At 45.7% G+C, this 19,528-nt stretch carries 18 protein-coding genes; all 18 read left to right on the top strand.

Annotation, left to right across the window (positions count from 1 at the left end; genetic code table 11):
* The first annotated feature begins 64 nt into the window (after nt 1–64).
* The gene (gene mobH, locus F384_RS26610) at nt 65–2,767 is read left to right on the top strand and encodes a MobH family relaxase (protein ID WP_046498968.1); all 2,703 of its coding nucleotides are present in this window, start codon (nt 65–67) and stop codon (nt 2,765–2,767) included.
* The gene (gene traD, locus F384_RS26605; protein WP_046498965.1) at nt 2,760–4,730 is read left to right on the top strand and encodes a conjugative transfer system coupling protein TraD; all 1,971 of its coding nucleotides are present in this window, start codon (nt 2,760–2,762) and stop codon (nt 4,728–4,730) included. The genes mobH and traD overlap by 8 nt, the downstream gene beginning before the upstream one ends.
* Nucleotides 4,731–4,738: 8 nt before the next feature.
* Nucleotides 4,739–5,125 (top strand): hypothetical protein, encoded by a 387-nt coding sequence (locus F384_RS26600; RefSeq protein WP_046498962.1) that lies wholly within the window; start codon nt 4,739–4,741, stop codon nt 5,123–5,125.
* Nucleotides 5,110–5,760, top strand: coding sequence for a DUF4400 domain-containing protein (locus F384_RS26595; RefSeq protein WP_046498959.1), 651 nt, complete (start codon nt 5,110–5,112; stop codon nt 5,758–5,760). The genes F384_RS26600 and F384_RS26595 overlap by 16 nt, the downstream gene beginning before the upstream one ends.
* Before the next feature lie 84 nt (nt 5,761–5,844).
* Nucleotides 5,845–6,138, top strand: coding sequence for a hypothetical protein (locus F384_RS26590; protein ID WP_046498956.1), 294 nt, complete (start codon nt 5,845–5,847; stop codon nt 6,136–6,138).
* Nucleotides 6,135–6,953 (top strand): DsbA family protein, encoded by an 819-nt coding sequence (locus F384_RS26585; RefSeq protein ID WP_046498953.1) that lies wholly within the window; start codon nt 6,135–6,137, stop codon nt 6,951–6,953. Before F384_RS26590 ends, F384_RS26585 begins: the two co-directional genes overlap by 4 nt.
* Before the next feature lie 49 nt (nt 6,954–7,002).
* Entirely contained in the window at nt 7,003–7,287 is a 285-nt protein-coding gene (gene traL, locus F384_RS26580) for a type IV conjugative transfer system protein TraL (RefSeq protein ID WP_046498948.1), read from the top strand.
* Entirely contained in the window at nt 7,284–7,910 is a 627-nt protein-coding gene (locus F384_RS26575) for a TraE/TraK family type IV conjugative transfer system protein (RefSeq protein WP_046498944.1), read from the top strand. The genes traL and F384_RS26575 overlap by 4 nt, the downstream gene beginning before the upstream one ends.
* A gap of 158 nt (nt 7,911–8,068) precedes the next feature.
* Nucleotides 8,069–9,184: a type-F conjugative transfer system secretin TraK gene (locus tag F384_RS26570; RefSeq protein ID WP_226991692.1), complete on the top strand. Its 1,116-nt coding sequence runs from the start codon at nt 8,069–8,071 to the stop codon at nt 9,182–9,184.
* Between the two features lie 4 nt (nt 9,185–9,188).
* Nucleotides 9,189–10,586, top strand: coding sequence for a TraB/VirB10 family protein (locus tag F384_RS26565; protein WP_046498941.1), 1,398 nt, complete (start codon nt 9,189–9,191; stop codon nt 10,584–10,586).
* Nucleotides 10,583–11,149, top strand: coding sequence for a type IV conjugative transfer system lipoprotein TraV (traV, locus tag F384_RS26560; protein WP_008786645.1), 567 nt, complete (start codon nt 10,583–10,585; stop codon nt 11,147–11,149). The genes F384_RS26565 and traV overlap by 4 nt, the downstream gene beginning before the upstream one ends.
* Before the next feature lie 97 nt (nt 11,150–11,246).
* A complete protein-coding gene (locus F384_RS26555; RefSeq protein ID WP_046498937.1) occupies nt 11,247–12,848 on the top strand; it encodes a YadA-like family protein in 1,602 nt (533 codons plus the stop codon).
* A 183-nt stretch (nt 12,849–13,031) separates the two neighbouring features.
* A complete protein-coding gene (locus tag F384_RS26550) occupies nt 13,032–13,796 on the top strand; it encodes a DsbC family protein (RefSeq protein ID WP_007372229.1) in 765 nt (254 codons plus the stop codon).
* A 27-nt stretch (nt 13,797–13,823) separates the two neighbouring features.
* Nucleotides 13,824–16,310, top strand: coding sequence for a type IV secretion system protein TraC (gene traC / locus F384_RS26545; RefSeq protein ID WP_046498932.1), 2,487 nt, complete (start codon nt 13,824–13,826; stop codon nt 16,308–16,310).
* Nucleotides 16,307–16,579 carry a hypothetical protein gene (locus tag F384_RS26540; protein WP_046498929.1) on the top strand — a complete coding sequence of 91 codons (273 nt, stop codon included), beginning with the start codon at nt 16,307–16,309 and terminating at the stop codon, nt 16,577–16,579. Before traC ends, F384_RS26540 begins: the two co-directional genes overlap by 4 nt.
* Nucleotides 16,580–16,589: 10 nt before the next feature.
* Nucleotides 16,590–17,114 carry a S26 family signal peptidase gene (locus F384_RS26535; protein WP_046498924.1) on the top strand — a complete coding sequence of 175 codons (525 nt, stop codon included), beginning with the start codon at nt 16,590–16,592 and terminating at the stop codon, nt 17,112–17,114.
* Nucleotides 17,108–18,421 carry a TrbC family F-type conjugative pilus assembly protein gene (locus tag F384_RS26530; RefSeq protein ID WP_193388327.1) on the top strand — a complete coding sequence of 438 codons (1,314 nt, stop codon included), beginning with the start codon at nt 17,108–17,110 and terminating at the stop codon, nt 18,419–18,421. Before F384_RS26535 ends, F384_RS26530 begins: the two co-directional genes overlap by 7 nt.
* Entirely contained in the window at nt 18,418–19,485 is a 1,068-nt protein-coding gene (locus tag F384_RS26525; RefSeq protein ID WP_046498912.1) for a TraU family protein, read from the top strand. The genes F384_RS26530 and F384_RS26525 overlap by 4 nt, the downstream gene beginning before the upstream one ends.
* The last annotated feature ends 43 nt before the right edge of the window (nt 19,486–19,528 follow it).

Below are 19,528 nucleotides of genomic sequence, written 5' to 3'. Positions count from 1 at the left end.
TTTTCAGCACGAATTTTCTCTCAATCAGTTAACTTACAAGGTACTTAACCGGAGAAATATTTTAATGCTGAGACTCATTAAAAATGTTCTGAATATCTTTTCGCCTGATAACAAAAAGGCTACCACTGATCTATTCGGTGACGAAATCGATACGTCAGTAGATGAAGAAATCGGAAAACTCATTTCTTCACGAGATAATATGCGCTATCCGGCAAGCGAAATCGGATTCCCGGCTCAAGTACCGGGTGAGTACGTATTACGTCATTACCAGAAACCGCTTGTGATGGCGATTAAACGAGAGCTGGATATAAGGGACTCTGAGTTCAATCAGCTTATTCTTCCAATGCTGGTAAATTTCGCTAACTTTGTTCATCTCTTCCCTGCATCTGAAAACCATCACCACCGTGCTGCAACCGGTTTGTTACGTCATTCATTAGAAGTGTGTTTCCAGTGTATCCGGCGTTCTAAAAACATTGAGTTCGATTCAATGGCGGTTCCCGTACATAAATCAAATCGGGCATTAGCATGGCGACTTGCAGTTGCAGCTGGTGGGCTACTTCATGACCTCGGGAAACCATTTACCGATTTTGAAGTATGGAACGAAGACGGGAAAATTCACTGGCCACCAGGCCATGAACCAATCCATATCTGGGCAAAAGAGAACAACGTAAAAAGATACTATCTTGTATGGAAACCAGGCCGTCACCGTCAGCACACCTCCAGCACGAGCAATATGCTGTTGATGATCATGCCAAAAGAAATGCATGTTTACCTGCTCAACGGCGGGAATGATATTTTCAATGAACTGACCCGGGCACTGAATGCCAGTGCGCAGCTCAATGCAGAAAAGCTTAGTGGTCAGGACGTCAAAAACAAAATTCTCACTACCATTAAGGCCGCAGATTCAGCATCCGTTAACTATGATATGCGGCAATACGCCGGTGATGCGATTCGTGCAAGCCAGTCAGGCGTACCTGCGGTTCAGCGGGTTGTTGATGCCATGCGCCATAGATTGAAAAAAGGTGATTGGATCCCGAACAAGCCAGGAAGCCCTGTATGGGTGACTACCTATGGCGTATTCATCGTCTGGGGTGTTGCGGTCAAGGATATTATTGAGACTGTCAGGAACTCCGGCTCTGTTATTCCACAAACCCAGAACAGTCTGGCTGACCTGATGCTGAGTTATCATCTCTGTCGACCAAACGTTCACCAGGACGATGACACGGCATACTGGCGTATTGCCCCTCATATTTTGAATGATAAAAGCTCAAGAGAAAGCAAAGACCCTAAAGTGGCGCTGAGCTGCATCCTTCTGATATCTCCAGAAGTACTATTTGTCGATACTGTTGACCCTCTACCATGCAGCAGCCGCATCCGTATCGAAGGGAAATGGGTGGAATACCTGACCGGGAGGCCAAACCAGCCGAAACTTGTCGAAAGCGAACCCTACATTGGACAGAAACCTGTTCCGTCAGCCGGGATACCGAAGGAAGTCGATCCCTCAGTTTTACAGGGTGGGACAATCATTGATGAAGAACAGGAATCGCCACTGACGAGTATTTTTGGAAACCGACAGGTTACGCCGGAAAACGCCCACGAACTGTTGCATAAGCTCAATTTGCTTTCTGATGAAGACTACAATCGTGTTAAGGAAAGACATACCAGTCCCAAATATCCAAATGACTGTCAGGATGGCGCTAATTCACCAACAACTGAGCCGGTGGTCAGCGGTGAGCCAAATGAGCTCAAAGCTAATGAACCAAAGCCAGTACCGGAGAGTAATGAACCCAAACGCCGTCTTTCGCTCAAAGAAACCCTGGCATCAGCACAAACAGAGATTGAGTTCTCTGCACCCGGTTCATTTACAAAAGAACCAAACCATAAAACTCTGAACGAAACTCTTGAGTTTCATTCAATGATCAACGCGTATAATAGCAACGAACCAACTTCAGGCGATGAAATCGATCAGCCCACGCGCTCACCTACCCGGCAGGCAATAAAGGAAATTCAGCTGCACCAGGATGCTGTCGACACCGGCATACAGTCTGGTGAGGTAATAGATGATTATTCAATATACCAAGATTATGATTCCATGTGGCAGGATGACGTGAAAGCTGATAACGATTATGGTTACTCGGCTCATGCGGATACATCAGACAACGTACCGGCTAATGTTAAATTTTACGATAAATTCAGCCAGCTATACATATCTGGTCTTGAAGCTGCAAAAGAATTTCTCGTTAAATATGTTGCCGACCACGCAAACGACCTATTTATTGAATCAGGCCACTTAATCATTACTGTTGATAAAGATTTTGACGAACGTAATTTTGCGCTACTTCAGGACTCGAACTGGTTATGGCAAAGGTTTATGGAAGCTCCAGCCCAGTATTATTTTCACCGTACTCAGAAGTGCTTTTATCTCAGAAAAGAACTTAATAATGATATCGACTTGCTGATGGACGGGAAGTTTAACCATCTGCTTTACTCTGCTTTAACTGATGTTTCAGATAAAGATTACGACATTACAGATTTATGTAATGAGATGATTTCAAAAGGTATGTTGAAGCGAACCTATTCTGGAGAGCCTGTTATTGCCATAAGCGTTGCCTTAAAGCGACGTATTGCAGATGAACTCGGCATTGATATTACTCAATTGCAAAAAATTATGCTTATGCACTTTGATTTCTATTCAAAGACCGGTGTTGACTACATTCTTCCTAATAGTGAAAGAATGCATAATCAAATGGTGGATAAAGATGAGTGAGTGGAAATATAACTTACGTTGGCGCACCAATTTTGAAGGTCTTGAGCTTCTTGGCTGGACAGCTGGCATAGCCGCCACTATCGGGGTTAATACACTTTTTAATATGCCATCACTGCCCTGCTATCTTTCTGTTGCCGTACAAGCCGCGTATGGCATACGTAGTCTCCCTGCGGCATGGGATATATACACTCATAAGCGTCGACTCAAACGCAAACCTAAACCGCTCGTCATGGACATGAAATCATTTATAAAACAGATGATTCGTGAGCCTGAAAGTTATCTTATCGGCAAGGGCTTTGAGTGGGGGCAAAATGAAGGGCAACTGGCTTCAGAGCTGATAAAACGTGATATCAAGAAATTTATAGCTAAGCCGCCAAAAAATTTCATGGGTCTCGGTTGGATACATGCGCTTGGTAAGAAAACCGAATGGGTCGGTATTTCGGAAGAGCTTTTAACATTGCATACTCTGGTAACTGGTACAACCGGTTCAGGTAAAACAACATATTTCAAACTGCTTATTCTTCAAGCTGCACTAAAAAAACAACCGCTTATTCTCATAGATCCAAAAAATGACGAAGAGCTCGCAGAATGGATGAAGTTTTGTCTCGAATTGGTAGATCGGTCGTCAAAATATAATTATGTTTCTTTAGCTCATCCAGAGAAGTCAGCTCGAATTTCTCCTATTACTAACTACACGCAGGCCGGTGAAGTTGCCAACAGGATCACATCGGTTATTCAACGAGCAGACAGTACGAGTGACCCGTTTGTATCGTTTGGTATTATGTCATTGACTACTGTTGTTGAGTTGATGAAGATTTGTGAAATCAAACCAACACTCCGTAATATCAAATCACAACTAAGCGCTGATATCTCTTCATTAGCATCGCTATTGATTTTGGCAATCACTAAGTTCGGGCATAAGACATTAGGTGAATCGGATTTTGACATCATCTTGCAGGCGAAGATTGATCGATACTCATCTAAAATTAAAGGGCCAAAAGAAATTGCTGAGATTTGTGCTGATATTTATCGTAATGATATTAAGGGTAATAAAGGGAAAGGTGATACCTCTATTGAGGCGGGAATTGATATGTTCGGCCATCAGCGCGAACACTTCCAGAAAATGATTCTGAACGTAATGCCTATTCTCAGCCAGTTAACCCAGGGCTTTATGTCAGAACTATTATCCCCTGACAGTAATGATGAGGACGAACTGAATGACATGCGCCCAATTTCTAACATTCAGGATATCATCACTACCGGGGGTATGTTGTATTTAGGGTTGAATTCACTTGCAGATGCAGAAACGGGTTCAGCTGTGGGTTCGATTTTCCTTTCCGATATCACATCGGTCAGTTCTACGGTATACAACTTTTTGAAACCTGGTGGCCAGGACTTGGCTTCAGTAATGGTACTGATAGATGAAGCAGCAGAGGTAATCAACGACCAGGTCATTAAAATGTTGAATAAAACCCGTGGTGCTGGTTTCCGGTTATTTATTTCATCGCAATCAACATCTGACTTCGAAGCCCGCCTCGGGTCAGAAGCCAAAATGAAGCAGGTTGTTACCAATACCAACCACTTTACGGCGCTGCGTACACCAGACCCTGAAGCCCAGGAAGCAATTATGAAGCGCGTCCCCCCAACAAAATTTAAATACATTATGCGTGGTCATGGTTCTAGCGCGGGCGCTGATCCTGAGCAGATTACTGGTAGTGTCGGGGAACGATTGATGGAGGAAGAAGGCGAGCTATTCCAGTCCCAATTGCTAGGTTGGTTACCAAACCTAGAATTTATGGCAATTAATCAAGCAAACAAAATTGTTAAAGGCAAAGTACCTATCATTTTAATGCCAAAGAATGATTCCGATCTAATCAGCATCAGAAAATTGGCTAAAAAGTTCCTTTCTACCTACGAACGATTACAGAAAGTTCGTGGTGAAAAATCACGTATTAGCGCATAGGGGTCTTTATGATTAAAACAAAAACTCTATTAAAGCGTAAAGATGATCTCGCCTCATATGACGGGTTAACCATGATCTGGCCATGTGTTGACGGCATCACTGCGCGAATGCTAGCTCTGCTGAAAACGCTTGCGCATGAAGAGCGTGTTGGTGCAGCCGTGAGCTCAGCCATCAAGGCTTATCATCAGGACATCGATGAGGAGCTAAATGACTGGGAACGTCTTGCTATCTATATCATTGAGCTCGGCTTATTCGTCAGCCGCGAACTTCAATTCGCTTTGAATTTGCAGGAAATCACTTCACGGATAAACCTACCGAGGAAGCTTACTCACGAACTAATGATCCAGGCGGGGAGGAAGGCCAGAATTGAGGAGGTCGAATGTCTGATAAGCTGAATGAAGAGAAGTGGCCTAAGACCATAAAGACGCTGATCATCTGGAGCTCGGCGATACTGCTCTTTATTTCTGTCTTCTTCCCGGTCGAATATTTCAAGTCTAATGCACTTAAGGAAATAGCCTGGGGCCACAAGATGATCGGTGATAAAGATTTCATTATGGTTTTGCAAAAGGCGCGTGACAATTATACGGAAACATTTGTAAATACGGGGATTGATAAAGCTCTAAAGGATTTTTACCAGCTTCCCCCAAGCGACATGGCTAACCACGGCGGGCCGCTGAAGTATTTTATTGGCCTATTCCAGAACATTGCCGAAAACCTTAACTATTGGCTCTACATGATTATGTATCGTTTGACACTGGACATGTACTGGTTACCGTACATGACCGTAGTCATCATGCCATCTCTGTTCGCAGGCGTAATGCGATGGATGGCAAAAAGATATAATTTTGGATATGCCAGCCCGTTTCTTAACCGACGTAGCATGGTATTAATTGGCTGGGGTGTTTATAGCGTTCTGCTATCACTATTTATACCGTTACCCGTGCCTCCAATGATCGGGGCGCTCATAATGATTGTGATGATACCTATAGGTTCATCTCTACTTATTTCGAACCTGCCAAAACGCATTTAACTTTCAGAAAAGCACCTCAATTTGCGGTGCTTTTCTTTATCCTCAATATTTCTTGTTTGTTAAATTAGCTGTGCGAGGTGACGCATGACTAATTCAAAACCATTTATTCTTTCTGCCCTGATCTGCCTGACGTTTACCGTAGGGATGATTGGCTATTTACTAATTTCTGATGTCCCGGAAAAAATCCGCATCCTCAATCAGAAGATTACGGTTGCTACTTACCCCCAGTCACGGGATGTCCTGAACAAAGACATGGCTGAAATCATACTGCCATATCTTAAAAAGCAGAAAGCAGCTGAGGCGTCTCAAGCCGAAGTCAAAAAGCCAAACGAAATCTATACGCCGGAACAATTGCAGCAATCAAGAGGCTACAAATGAAAAAGAACATTTTTAACTCTCTTATATTTGGTCTTCCGCTCATTATTATGGCAACCACTGCGGCGTACTTTACCTACCAAATTAACCAACAGTCTCAACTCCTGAATGACCTGGCGATTGTTGCAGAGACCCACCAACCCGTAGTCAACAACAAAAGTGAGCTACTGGATGCATTTGCAAAATACATGAATGCGGCAGGTCTTAAGCCTGAATCCCAGAAGCAATCTAATGTCGGTTATCGGACTGGCAATAAACCCGATACCGCCTATGCCCCCTCGACAGACAATGAACGTATTTACGGAAACCCGGATGCTCAGTTCTATATCATTGAGTATTCCGACTTTGAATGTCCCTACTGCAAACAACATTTCCCTATCGTGATGGATCTCGTGGATTCATCGCAAGGGAATATTGCGATGGTCTTCAAACATGTTCCTGTTCACGGGCAGGCTTCACGAACTGAAGCTTTAGCTGCGGAGTGCGCTGTTGAGCAAGGAGGAAATCCATCTTTCTTCCAGTTATCTAAAGCATTATTCCACTACAGCCAATCTGACGGCCACGGTCTTAGCGCCCCCCTAGACAAAATCGCCCGCGAAGCTGGTTTAGACGCAAACCGCTTACTTGAATGTATCAATGCTGCCAGGCCGTCGAGCAAGATAGCCGACGACGTTCATGAAGCCGGTCAGCTTGGTATTCAAAAGACCCCTACAAACATTGTTGTTTATGGAGATAAGTCGGCCATTGTTCAGGGCGCAGTTGATGGCGCTGGCCTTATGCAGATGATGGCTCAGCTCGCTGGCTCTGGTCAGAAATAGCCGCATTTTGTCGTCAATTAATCTGAAAAAAATCATATGAGAGGTCATCATGGAACCAGTTTATATTTCTCACTCGATTGACGAACCACCAAAGTTATTTTTCTGGTCTGTCGATGAAGCCATGCCATTTTTCGTAGCACTCGCGGTTGGAATTATCACTGGACGATTATTACCGATGATAATTCTGGGTGTAGTTGTTTCACGTGTATACGGTGGTTTTCTGGCGCGAGCCTCTGAGAAATATTTTATGCACCTATGCTACTGGAAATTCGGAGTCACATTCGGTGGTGGCACTTTTGTACCTGAATCCTTCGATCGGGAGTTTATTGTATGAATATCCAAAATTTCAAAAAAGGATTAGTTGGACTTCAGTTAGAAAACAAGAGTTTCAAGTTAATCGCTGCCTCGATGATTCTGGCTAACCTTGTACTTGGTTATGCTCTGCTTGCCAAAACACAACCCATCACCATTATTCCGCCAAACCTTACCGAAACAGCATGGCTGGATGAGAAAGCCGCCAGCAGCTCTTACATGAAAGCCTGGGCGTTATATATTGCTGACAGTTTCGGAAATGCTAACCCGACTACTTTAGATCTACTCAAAAACTCGATCGGCCCCTTTCTTGACGCTTCAATTTACACAAAAGTCATGAAAGCAATGGACGATCAGATTGACCAAATTAAGCGCGACCGAATCTCGCTTTCTTTCAATCCTGTCGGAGTTATCACTGACCCGTTAGCAGTTGGTACTTTTTATGTCACCGGCAACCAGACTCTCGAAGGTATCACCGGCAAACCATCGACCACACCGGTCTATTACGAGATTACTGTTAACGTAAAAGGCTACCGTCCGATTATTACGTTCATTGAGATAAAGAGTGGCAAACCGTTACTGCCAAGTGAACAAGATAAACACAAAGGCCAAAGCCAGAGGTCATCGGCTGCAAGAACATCCTGACATAATTTCGTCAGTTGTATTACCGGAGATATAAATCAGTAACCGGAGTTTTATAAACCAGCAATCAGTAAACAAAACGGATGTGCCGAAATGAATTTTCTGATTGGTAATTGCCAATTTAAAAATGAACGTAGCGTTGCCACTTATCGGGGGGCTAAATGTTGAATAGTAAACATACAATTATCCTGTTGCTTATCGTGTCATCCACATTAGCGGCCCATGTAACTGCGGGGGAAATGTCGGTTGATCAAGGGATGGTTTTTGAACAGCCTGATGCCCAGGCACAACCAAAAGTTACTGCGAAGCTCGCCTCTCGACCAGCGTCCTCGACCCAGGCAATGCTCAGTACGGCAACACGCCCTTACCCTGACAACTACACGCCACCAGCAAATGACACAAACGCGGGTGTTGATGAACCGGCTATTGATGGCCGTAATATTCAACCAGTTCCTGCTGCCATTGCCAGCCCGGTTCCACTGACTAAAGAGGTCATCCCATCTCGATTGGAGTACATCGTTACACCGGGCGTTAATACCCTGGTTCCGATCTCTATTAACCAGATTAACCGGCTCGTTACGCCATTCGAACATCCTGTTGTTCAGAAGGTAAAACAGGAGGGTGTGACCGTAACCGTCAAAGATAATGCCCTCTACGTGTCAACTGCTGACAGTAACCCGGCAAGTCTCTATATCAGCGAGAAAGGTGACGAAAGCGTTGCGATTTCCGTATCGTTAGTTCCCCAGAAAATTGCTCCTGTTCAGGCCTCCCTTATGCTTTCGCGCAAGCTGAATTCCACCGGAGCTTCTGGTGTGATTACTGCTGGATATAACAGTTTTGGTGGAAGTGAAGTTAAAGCCAAGCGATGGGAACAGAAAGATAACTACATCGAGACCATTCGAAACATAATGCGAACCATCGCGCTTGGCGACATCCCCCCTGGCTACTCCCTGGGTAATCTCTCTTCCGGCGTTGGGATCCCAAACTGTAATTTCCGCACGGGTACTGACCAGGATCAGATTCGTTACTCCTTCAGTAATGGCCAATATCTTCAGGGTAGCCAATTCAGTGTCATCATCGGGGTTGCACAAAACACTGGTTCATCAACGGTAATGGTTGATGAATCACTCTGCACCCATCCTCAGCTTGCAGCAAGAGCATTATGGAGTCGCAACACTCTCCAGCCTGGCCAGCGAACTGAAGCTTACTTCGTTATCCGCAACATCCAGCCAAACGAACAAGCTAACGATTCCATGCGCCCTAAACTCGCGGAGTAAAAACATGCTTATCCCCTTAAAAGAGAAATGGGCCTCAATTTCAGCAAAGCATAAAAAATGGGTTTTATGGGCTGGCGTAATGACTTTCGCCGTACTTTTTTTGCTCTTGGTCATCCCTGACTCAGCTGGCCCCCGAAACCGAGCGCCACAAGAAAAAGTGATTGCCAGCGTCCTTACCGATGGTGATACCAATGGGGTTAGCCAGAATGCTATTGCGGCGCGAATTCGCGCACTCGACAAGACAATTAAAGATCAAGGCCAACTGATTAAAGCGTTAACCGAAAAATATGGTGCTGACCAGACAGCTCAGCGACTTAGCAATCTGGAGAACGGCCAGAAAAAATCAGGCGCTGAGGTTGCCGCTATTAAGAAACGCGTTGATACCGTCTCTAACCCTGTGCCTTACTCACAACAGCCACGCGGAGCGACACCACTGGCTGGAAACGGCCAACGTAACGTCCCAACTCTATATAAACCTGAAGAGATATCAGCCCCTTCCGTTACGCCCAGAAACTCAGGAAGTTTCAATAACGGGAAAACATTACAGCGCGTATACGAAGATGCGGCTCCCCCAGTCGTACCGGAACCCGCAGCAAACCAGCGACAGCAGAAAGGGAAGGATGGCAAAGCAGTTCCAAGCCAGATAACTCCTGAAATTATCACTGTACAGGAAGATATTGAAGCCGCCCCCGTTGCTGACGAAGATGATAACCCCGAGAACCAGACCTACCTTCCTGCAACGTCGATCATAAGTACTGTTTTGATTGCGGGGATGGATGCTCCAACATCTCGTGATGCACGAAAAGACCCTTACCCGGCACTGGCCAGGGTGAAAAAGGATGCAATTCTTCCAAACCGTTTCCGGGCAGATATACGCGAATGCGGAATGCTTGCAGCTGGGTTCGGTGATTTGTCTTCCGAAAGAGCTTATTTCAGGTCGGAAGTCATTACGTGCATTCGGGATGACGGTGCGGTTTTTGAAGCCCCACTCGTAGCATACGCTGTTGGTGAAGATGGTAAATCAGGCGTTCGTGGTCGATTGGTTACCAAACAAGGGCAATACCTGGCGCGAGCCCTGACCGCAGGCTTCCTACAGGCAGCGTCTCAGCTCTTTAATGTCCAGAGCATTCCTACAATCAGTATTAAACGCGATGGAGATAGCAGCGATTCCACTCCATACCAGCAGGTTATGAGCTCTGACGCACTCCAGGGCGCAGCTGTTTCTGGCGTAGGTGGCGCATTGAATCGCCTTGCCGATTTCTATATGCAAATGGCCGGTGACCTTTTCCCTGTAATTGAAATTGATCCAGGCCGTAGTGTTGATTTTATTGTGCAAAAAGGGGTCATGCTGAAATTCACACGTGTTACTTCAAAAACTCAAACCGTTGGGGGCAAGAAATGATGACGAAGAAAATTGTATCGGCATTGTTTTTAGTTAGTGCCGGTTTTGCGATGTCGGGTTGCTCACTACTGGGCCAGAACGATGAATATGGATGCAAGGGAATGCCCAATTCGGTCACATGTATGAATGTCCGAGATGTGTATGCCCTGACCGATGGAGATGATTATCAGGAGCAGATTGACACCGCATCTGAAAACCAACTTTCGGGAAAGCCTGTGGAGGTTAAGCGGCTTCGCACTACAGCTGAGAACGGTGGACGGAATACTGCCGATGGTGGTCGATACGTCCCTGTGCCTGCTACCGCTGCTGATCCTCAACCCATCCGAACACAATCTATCGTCATGCGGGTGCTGGTTGACCCCTATGAGACCGCAGATGGTGACCTTAACGTCCCTGGCTACGTCTATACCGAGATTGAGCCGCGTCGTTGGGAGGTAGGTGCAAGAAATAGTGCCACGTCAACTGCTGTTATCAGACCGATGTCTGCACCGGTTGCCGCTGTACCAGCGCAATCCCAGGGTGAGACATCGCAACCACCTCAGAAAGGGAGTTACATTAAATAATTGACCGGTAGTACCGGTATAACCGGTACTACTTTTTTTTATGTGCTGTATTCCTTGGTCGTCTTTTTAATACCCATCACTGATAAAGGTAAAGCACATGAAACAAAAGTCATTATATATTGCTATTGTTCTGGCACTTCATTGTGCCGCTGCCTATGCAGATAACACAATTGATGAACACCAAATTGACAAAGTTACTGTAATTGGTGATGAGAATAGTGTTACTGGACTATCTCAATGTACACATTCTGACGAATGCGAAGTACCTGATGGGCCGTCAAGCGTTAATGGTAGTTATAACATTATAACTGGTCTATCAAACTACGTTATAACTGGTAATAATAATAAACTTGACTACACATATGATCCAAGCTTGAGTTGGTCTAGTTATGCAAACAGTTTTAACGTATATGGTAATTACAATACTGGTACATATTTACAAGGATTAAATATTTTCGGCAGTGCTAATGACGTTTATGGCATTAACGTTGATATAATGGGGTATAGCAACAAGATAAAAGGAAGTGCAATACAGGTCATGGGTAGTTATAACGATCTGGATACTGTAGGTATGGGCGCAATTCTCGGTTCAAGAAACACTGTTACTAATTATGCAGGTTCAATAATCGGCACATTCAACACATTGAGTGGTGGTTCCTATGCTTTGACAATAGGTTCACTTAACAATATTACAGCGTCTCCATTTGGTGACCCCTCCGTGCCTTTTAAATTCGGCAACATCACAATCGGGACGATTAATACCATTACTGATTCAGATGAATCAATCGTACTGGGTAACTACAATACTGTTTCCGATGATAACGCAATCGTTATTGGTAATTACGCATCGGCTTCCAATGGTGGTATTGCCATTGGTTACGGTTCGATCTCCAATAGCGCAGATACAGTATCGTTTGGGTCATCAACGGTACAAAGAACGCTGACTAATGTAGCAGATGGTTCCAGCCGGTATGATGCTGTGAACTATGGCCAGCTCATGAACTCGGTTAGTTCGCTTCAGGCATACACCGATAGTGCTATCAGTTCGTACCTCTCATCCATTGGATCTGGTTCTAACACAACGCCACCTATTACCGGAGGAAATGACAATAACGGTACGGACGGCAACGGGACAGGAAGCGGTACAGGGGCTGGTAGCAGTAACGACAATAACCAGGCTGCAACGGATGCTAATACTTATACCGACGAGCGCGAAGTGTCGATTAACGCCCGAACTGATAGTCTTATTGCAACAGAAAGCGCATCCCGGGTTACTGGGGATGCTCAAACACTGCTAAGTGCAAACAGTCATACAGATGCCCGTGAAGCTGTCATCAACTCCAGAACTGATATCCTTGTCGATACTGAGCGCCAGTCGCGGATTGACGGTGACCGCCAGACTCTGGCTTCAGCCAATAGCTACACAAACCAGAAGTTCTCTGACCTTAAAAAGACGGTTGACCGTAATGATAAAAGAGCAAAAGCAGGCTCAGCGAGCGCTATTGCTATTGCTTCTATTCCCTTCCTCAATAACGTCTCGGGTTTTGGCATGGCAATGGGTGCGTACAGGGATCAGGGAGCAATTTCGGGCGGTGCGAATTACGCTATCAACGAAAAAGTAAACGTCCGCTTTAGCATGTCGGCAGATACAGCCGGTGGTGTTGGCGCTGGTGCAGGATTTGCGGTTGGCTTCCAATAATAATTAAGCATGAATAAAAAAGCCACTTTTTAGTGGCCTTTTTTAATTGGATTAATTGAGTAATCAAAACCAATATTAACATTTAACCACTTCCTTTTTTTGGGGGCAGTTTGCAGCCCTTTTTCCTGCGGCAAAATAAATCAATATGTAAAAATGAAACCTCTCTCATTTGGAGCGGTTACTATGAACTTTATCAAACATGTCGCGACTGCGGCACTTTTGGTGGCACTTTCTGCATCAGCTTCTGTATTCGCCGATACAGTAAAAACAAACACTGGGAATATCGACACGATTTTCAATGAAAAGGCGTTCAAGAACATTCCTCAGAATTCGCAGGAAGTAAAACGTTTTGTCGTTCCGACTAACGGCATCATCGCATTAGAGATTGATGGGAAAGTTAATTTACTGTCTTCAAATGGCCGCTTCGTTATTCAGGGGACGCTCTATGATACATGGGCTAAAAAGCCCCTGACCACCATGAGTGAAATAACCAAGAACGCCAGCATCATTCCGATGAAAGAGCTGAACCTGAATATCGCGGACTTGCGACCAGCCGTATGGGGCGATGGGCCTAAAAAGGTCATGATATTTACCGCACCTGGTTGTGAAGCCTGTGCAGCCCCGCTTTCAGCACTTGCTGACCTCGACCCGAAAGAATTCACCGTTAGCGTTCTGTCGCTCGGAGCTCTGGGCCCGGCAAGCCAGCAGCGAAATATTGAATTGTATTGTGCTTCCGACCGCTACCGCGCAGACCGCGCAATTATCAGCGGCAATTCCACTCAGAAATTCGACCAGGTAAAGAACTGCGATATGCAGGCTCTGGCTCGGCGTGAAGTTACGGCTCAGATACTAGGTGTCAGCATGATCCCTTTCATTGTACGTGATGACGGCTCCTACGTACTCGGCTCACCAAAACAAGGCCTCAAAAACTTTATCGAGAACAAGTAACACTTTCTTGGGAATCCTGGAGGCATTATGAGTGAATCTTTAATTTTTCAGCGACTCAAGAACCTGAAACGTTTTTCTGACTTGTGTCCTGTACGTGCGTATGACGAATCCAATCATTTGTTTATGTGCGACAACAAATATGTTGGCTTCGGATTTGTATGTCGGCCCTTAAGCGGGACAACCGGCAAGGAGATGACTAACCTTCAAACGTTGTTGTCTTCCAACTTCCCCGCCAAAACTATCGTTCAGTTTGACCTGGTTGCAAGCCCAAACATCGTACAGAAAATTAACCGGATGGACGTATTGCGTATGGATTGCCGCGACACAATCCTGCGTAACGCAATTTATAACCGTTCTAAATTCCTTTTGAAAAGCACCGAAGCGCCGATGAAGCGAACCGGCACTCGTGTCCGAAATTGTGTGCTTCTCATTACAGTAAAAATTCCGATCAAATATAACTATGAAATGCGTGAAGAAGAACTCAATCACGTAAACGAGCTGCGAAATGTGTTCGAAACGACGCTGAGCATCACCGGTTTGTGCCCCGGTGCATTGACTCGCGAAAGTTACATCGATGTATTGAGCTCCATTTGCAACCAGGGCGAAAGCGCCTCCTGGCGCGACCGGACGCCGGTGCAGCCACAAGAAGACAAGTACATTTCAGAACAGTTAGTCGACCACGACCGCATGTTTTTCATTAAGAAAGACTATTGCGGTTTTGGTGACCCGACAGATTCCGAGCTTCGAGGAGAAGCACCTACACCGACAACGTTTGTGAAAACATTGAGTGCGCGAAAATTCCCGAAAAGATTCTTTCCCGGGCAAGCTCAATACTTTCTCGGCGATATGATGAGCGGTGTTACCGGCATTAAATCATCATGCATCATTTCAATGAGCCTGATTTTCTTCGATCAGCAAAGTGAAAAAACTAAGTTCACATCGAAACGTAACTGGGTTGTTCAGCAAACCAGTGGCCCATTAATTAAGTGGGTTCCATCATTGATTAACTTGCGTGAAGGCTTCGATCTTCTGAGCGAAAAAGTAGATAACAACGACCCTATTTGCAAAGCCAAATTTACGGTATCAATTTTCTCGAACTCAAAAGATGGCGTGTTACGCGCAGCTCAGGAAGCAGCTAGTTATCTGAACACCTATCAGTTTAAGATGATCCCAGATACCTACTATGTTGCGCCTATTTTCCTGTCTGCTCTGCCAATGTTTAACGAAGCATCAGCAGAAAAATCCATTGGGCGATATCGTACAATGGCACTCAGTGAAGCGATGGTACTTTCGCCTCTCTATGCTGACTGGCAAGGTACGGACAAACCCGCCTTAATGCTGACATCGCGCTCTGGCCAGATCCAATCACTGGATTTGTTTGATTCTGATACTAACTATAACGCCTGTATCGCAGCTGAATCAGGGTCGGGTAAGTCATTCCTGACAAACTACATTATCACCGCCTACAGAAGCCTCGGGGCTAAAGTATGGTGTATTGATGTAGGTGACTCGTACAAAAACATCTGTGAGACCTACCAGGGCGATTATCTCGACTTCAATCCCAAAACCAGGCCATGCCTTAACTTCTTCGAACTGATCGAAGACTATTTCGGTGAGTCTGAAGATGATGACTCCAGCGGGGGTGAAGAAGATCTGATCATTGGATTGTTATCGGTGATGGCCGCGCCTAAAGAAGGTCTGAATTCATTCGAAGAGTCTCGACTTAAACAACACGTAGCTGATCTTGTCCGTGTACACAAGAAAGAAACCACCGTTGATATGGTTGCTGATTCACTGCTACATGATGAAGATAAAGATATAAAACGTATTGGCCATCAGCTCTATCCGTTCACGAGTGCGGGCCAGTACGGGAAATACTTTGTTGGTAAGAACAATATCGACTTCAAAAATCCATTCACTGTACTTGAGCTCTCCCGACTGGAAAGTTCAGAACACCTTAAACAGGTTGTCCTCCTTCAGCTGATTTATCAAATTCAGCAGGACATGTTCATGGGCGACCGTAGCCAGATGAAGCTGGTCATTATCGATGAGGCCTGGGCGTTGTTATCAGGAAATATCGGGGCATTCATCGAGAAAGGTTATCGCCGGTTCCGTAAATATAATGGAGCTGCAATTACCATCACCCAGTCTATCAACGACATTTACAAAGATAGTATCGGGAAATCGATCGCAGATAACTCAGCCTTTATGCTCTTGCTGGGACAAAGTGAATCCGCAGTTAACGAAGCTGAAGCTAATAAACGTCTGGCGCTGGATGAGGCCGGTTACCGGTTCCTTAAAACTGTCCGTTCCACGAAAGGTGTTTACTCAGAAATCTTTGTCATATCGAAAGCGGGCCAGGGTATTTGCAGGCTTGTGGTTGACCCATTCAGCTTACTGCTCTATTCGACTGACCCGAAAGACGTTGCCGCGATAAAGGACAGAAAGTCCCGGGGGTTCAATACCGAAGAGGCTATAAACGAAATCCTGGTTGAGCGGGGGCTAGCTGCATGATTAAAACTGCTGCAATCGCCCTGCTTTTTGGTTTCATCGGAGCCGCCCTTTTTGGGCGGTTATTCCCACCAGCCTCGCCCTATGACTATGTAGCAGTCATCAACTTTATGGACGATAAAGGCCACCCGCTAGGTGAAGCCCAGTCAAGGTTGGTGTTAGCTCGCGCTGAGAAGCTTTCAAAGGCGGGATATATTGTGCTCAATGCCTCAGCACTTTATAGCTACCCAACAGGGCTCCAGATCCCTCAGACCATCAGCACTCAGCAATAGTGGTGGACGAATGAACACGCCCAAATCGGTATGGAGCTTAATATTTCGTAAAAAGCGAAGCTGGAGGCAACATATTGTTTTCAGCATCGTTGTTATTTTCTTAACAGCACCGCTGACGCTATACGTGCTTAACCGGTACGAGATTGGTATCGATCCACAAAATAACCAATGTCTTCCTCCGTACCGAATATATCTCGTCGATAAAATGGACAAATCAATCGTCAAGGGGAAAATTTACGCCTTTCATTCTGAGCTAATGCAACCTTATGGCAAAGGACTGAAAATAGTTGATGGCATTGCGGGAGACAGAGTATCCGTTGATCCCGAAGAGACCGCAATTAACGGCTCTATGGTCGGCGAGGGACTGGCATTAGCGGCAGAGTCTGGCCATACCGAACAGGAGCTCACGCGTAGTGGTGTCGTACCGAATGGTCGCCTGTGGATGATGGGGCGCACCAGATACAGTTTTGATTCCAGGTACTGGGGATCATTAGACGAGTCGCAAATTATAGGCCGAGCGTATCCATTATGGTAAAAAAAACACCTTTTCGTCTTTCAATATTGGCATTTGTAACCGCTGTCGTTTGCACCCCAGCCTGGGCCGAAAGCTCTGGTATTGATTTAAGTGATCTACCGTCAAGACCGGCAGCCAACTTAGATAACATTCCGACCAGACCGGCAAATAACTACTCGGTCACCGACATTCAAAAAGCTAAGCGTCAATTATCTGCAACTGAAATGAAAGACATTGACAGTCTCATCAAAGCGGCTCGTGATAATCAAAATGCCGCTACCGACAGAGCTACTGACACGGTTAAAGATAATCGAAAAATGATGGGTGAAATGCCCGAGTATAAAAATACAGATGAACTAGTCGATGATGCGGTAAGAGGAGCGCTAGCAAATTCTGATATGACTAACGAAAAACAAAATAAGCCAGTCGGTGATTTTATTTATATTCTCGTCTCAGCGTCTCTAAGCGATGCTGAAATCACCGACATTCTCAAGTTATACGATGGACGCACGGATATCGCGCTGGTTGTCCAGGGAGCGAAAGATAAAAAGAACCTGCTTGATGAACTGACTCACTGGCAGAGACTTTCCTTCGACTCCAAGTCTTCTCTGGCCGTAAACCTCGATCCAACAGTATTCAAAAACTACAACGTCAGCTCTGTACCAACCATTATCCATGAAAAAGATGGTGAGCTGGTGGCCAGGGTGACAGGCATCTATGACATCGCGTACCTGAAAGACAAGACCGGTGACCTTGGTGTGGCCGGGCCCGCAGTTGGGGTCGTAGAGAAGAACCTTATTGATGAACTACAAGAAAGTGTCGCGAAACTCGATTTTGATGGTATGAAGAAAAAGGCCATTGATAACTACTGGCCCCGCCAGGTTTTCCAGGAATTCCCGGAAGCGACAAAGCGAGCTACCAGAACCATCGATCCGACGGTCATTATCCCTCAAAACATTACTTCGCCTAACGGCGATATCGTTGCAAAACGGGGGCGATTTAACCCGCTAACTGTGATGCCATTTACCATCAAGCTGATCTTTTTCGATGCACGTGAAGAGTGGCAACGCCAGTTTGCTAGGTATCAGTTTGAACATACACCTTCCTCCCTCACGCCAATACTGGTCACGACCAACGTGTATGGTGATGGCTGGCAGACCTTCCGTGACACCAAGAAAGAATACGGTGATTTCGCAAGGCTATACATGATTCAGCCAGGCATGGCCGAACGTTATGGTTTGATAAACGTGCCCAGCATTGTGACAGCCGACAGTAAGCGATTCATTAATGATGAATACTCACGTAAAGATTTTGAGGAACTGAAATGAAAAAAATACTCTCAGTTCTGAAATCACCCAAGCCCCTGGTTCTCGCATGTCTGGCTTTTACATTCCCTGTTTTTGCCGCTGACGTTTCAACACCCGTACAGAACAAGGTCTGTCATGATAACCAGGTCTTATCAGCGAAACTCATTACGGATGTTTGCTGGAACTGTATTTTCCCGATAAAGCTTGCCGGTATTAATCTGTCGATGACTGGCACTGCACCTGACAATGCAGCAACAGGGACAGTATGTGCCTGTAAGGACGGGCTTAACGTCTATCACCCGGGTGTATTGACCGCGATGTGGGAACCGCGAAAGCTCATCGAGTTAACGAGAACACCCGGGTGTATGTCATCACTTGGAGGGGTAACCCTCGACCTTGGTAATGATTTGCAGTTTGGCCCGCAGACCGATGGTGCAGCCGAGGAACAGCGGGAGCGTTTCTCGATCAGTTTCTATAATGCTCATATGTATGCGATGCCGTTATTAAGAATGCTTGATATGTATCTACCCGGACAGTGTAATGCCGACCCATACAGCGATTTTGACATCATCAATTTCACGGAGATTGACCCGACCTGGAATAATACGATGCTGGCATTCTTCCAGAACCCGGAATCAGCAGCTGTGGCTAACGTGATAGCAATGCAGGCTTGCGCCGGTGAAGCAGCTGCACAATTTGCAGGTAAACAGCCAATAGACTCACTTTGGTGGTGTGCCGGTTCCTGGGGTGGGCAGTATCCCTTAACTGGTTCGGTACGGAGTATGGATGCCCCCAGAACAACCAGCCTGGTCGGGATCCGTATGCTGGCCGCAGAACATCGACGTGGACTGGCCTACCGTTCGATGGGAAACGATACTGTTTGTCGCTCCAAGATTTATCCAACGTTGCCAAAGCAGCAGTACAAATTGAATATGTTCTACCCTACCCCGGAGACAAAAAATAGTCATGAGGTAGGTGAGTCCCCATACCAATGGCAAGGCGGGCCTTTCCGCTATCCAACCGGTAAAGGTCAGGACAGCACCTACATGATTTTCCAGTGGGTAGATTGTTGCCGCACAATGTAATAAAAAAACCCTGCAATGCAGGGTTTTTAATTTCTGTTATTCG

The sequence above is a fragment of the Citrobacter amalonaticus Y19 genome, assembly GCF_000981805.1.
In the GTDB taxonomy this organism is placed as follows: domain Bacteria; phylum Pseudomonadota; class Gammaproteobacteria; order Enterobacterales; family Enterobacteriaceae; genus Citrobacter_A; species Citrobacter_A amalonaticus_C.
This window is presented reverse-complemented; position numbering and strand designations above follow the sequence as displayed.

What these genes read in the sequence shown, in the direction of transcription:
- mobH (WP_046498968.1), top strand. Translation starts at nt 65, where the DNA reads ATGCTGAGACTCATTAAAAATGTTCTGAATATCTTTTCGCCTGATAAC.
- traD (WP_046498965.1), top strand. Translation starts at nt 2,760, where the DNA reads ATGAGTGAGTGGAAATATAACTTACGTTGGCGCACCAATTTTGAAGGT.
- F384_RS26600 (WP_046498962.1), top strand. Translation starts at nt 4,739, where the DNA reads ATGATTAAAACAAAAACTCTATTAAAGCGTAAAGATGATCTCGCCTCA.
- F384_RS26595 (WP_046498959.1), top strand. Translation starts at nt 5,110, where the DNA reads ATGTCTGATAAGCTGAATGAAGAGAAGTGGCCTAAGACCATAAAGACG.
- F384_RS26590 (WP_046498956.1), top strand. Translation starts at nt 5,845, where the DNA reads ATGACTAATTCAAAACCATTTATTCTTTCTGCCCTGATCTGCCTGACG.
- F384_RS26585 (WP_046498953.1), top strand. Translation starts at nt 6,135, where the DNA reads ATGAAAAAGAACATTTTTAACTCTCTTATATTTGGTCTTCCGCTCATT.
- traL (WP_046498948.1), top strand. Translation starts at nt 7,003, where the DNA reads ATGGAACCAGTTTATATTTCTCACTCGATTGACGAACCACCAAAGTTA.
- F384_RS26575 (WP_046498944.1), top strand. Translation starts at nt 7,284, where the DNA reads ATGAATATCCAAAATTTCAAAAAAGGATTAGTTGGACTTCAGTTAGAA.
- F384_RS26570 (WP_226991692.1), top strand. Translation starts at nt 8,069, where the DNA reads ATGTTGAATAGTAAACATACAATTATCCTGTTGCTTATCGTGTCATCC.
- F384_RS26565 (WP_046498941.1), top strand. Translation starts at nt 9,189, where the DNA reads ATGCTTATCCCCTTAAAAGAGAAATGGGCCTCAATTTCAGCAAAGCAT.
- traV (WP_008786645.1), top strand. Translation starts at nt 10,583, where the DNA reads ATGATGACGAAGAAAATTGTATCGGCATTGTTTTTAGTTAGTGCCGGT.
- F384_RS26555 (WP_046498937.1), top strand. Translation starts at nt 11,247, where the DNA reads ATGAAACAAAAGTCATTATATATTGCTATTGTTCTGGCACTTCATTGT.
- F384_RS26550 (WP_007372229.1), top strand. Translation starts at nt 13,032, where the DNA reads ATGAACTTTATCAAACATGTCGCGACTGCGGCACTTTTGGTGGCACTT.
- traC (WP_046498932.1), top strand. Translation starts at nt 13,824, where the DNA reads ATGAGTGAATCTTTAATTTTTCAGCGACTCAAGAACCTGAAACGTTTT.
- F384_RS26540 (WP_046498929.1), top strand. Translation starts at nt 16,307, where the DNA reads ATGATTAAAACTGCTGCAATCGCCCTGCTTTTTGGTTTCATCGGAGCC.
- F384_RS26535 (WP_046498924.1), top strand. Translation starts at nt 16,590, where the DNA reads ATGAACACGCCCAAATCGGTATGGAGCTTAATATTTCGTAAAAAGCGA.
- F384_RS26530 (WP_193388327.1), top strand. Translation starts at nt 17,108, where the DNA reads ATGGTAAAAAAAACACCTTTTCGTCTTTCAATATTGGCATTTGTAACC.
- F384_RS26525 (WP_046498912.1), top strand. Translation starts at nt 18,418, where the DNA reads ATGAAAAAAATACTCTCAGTTCTGAAATCACCCAAGCCCCTGGTTCTC.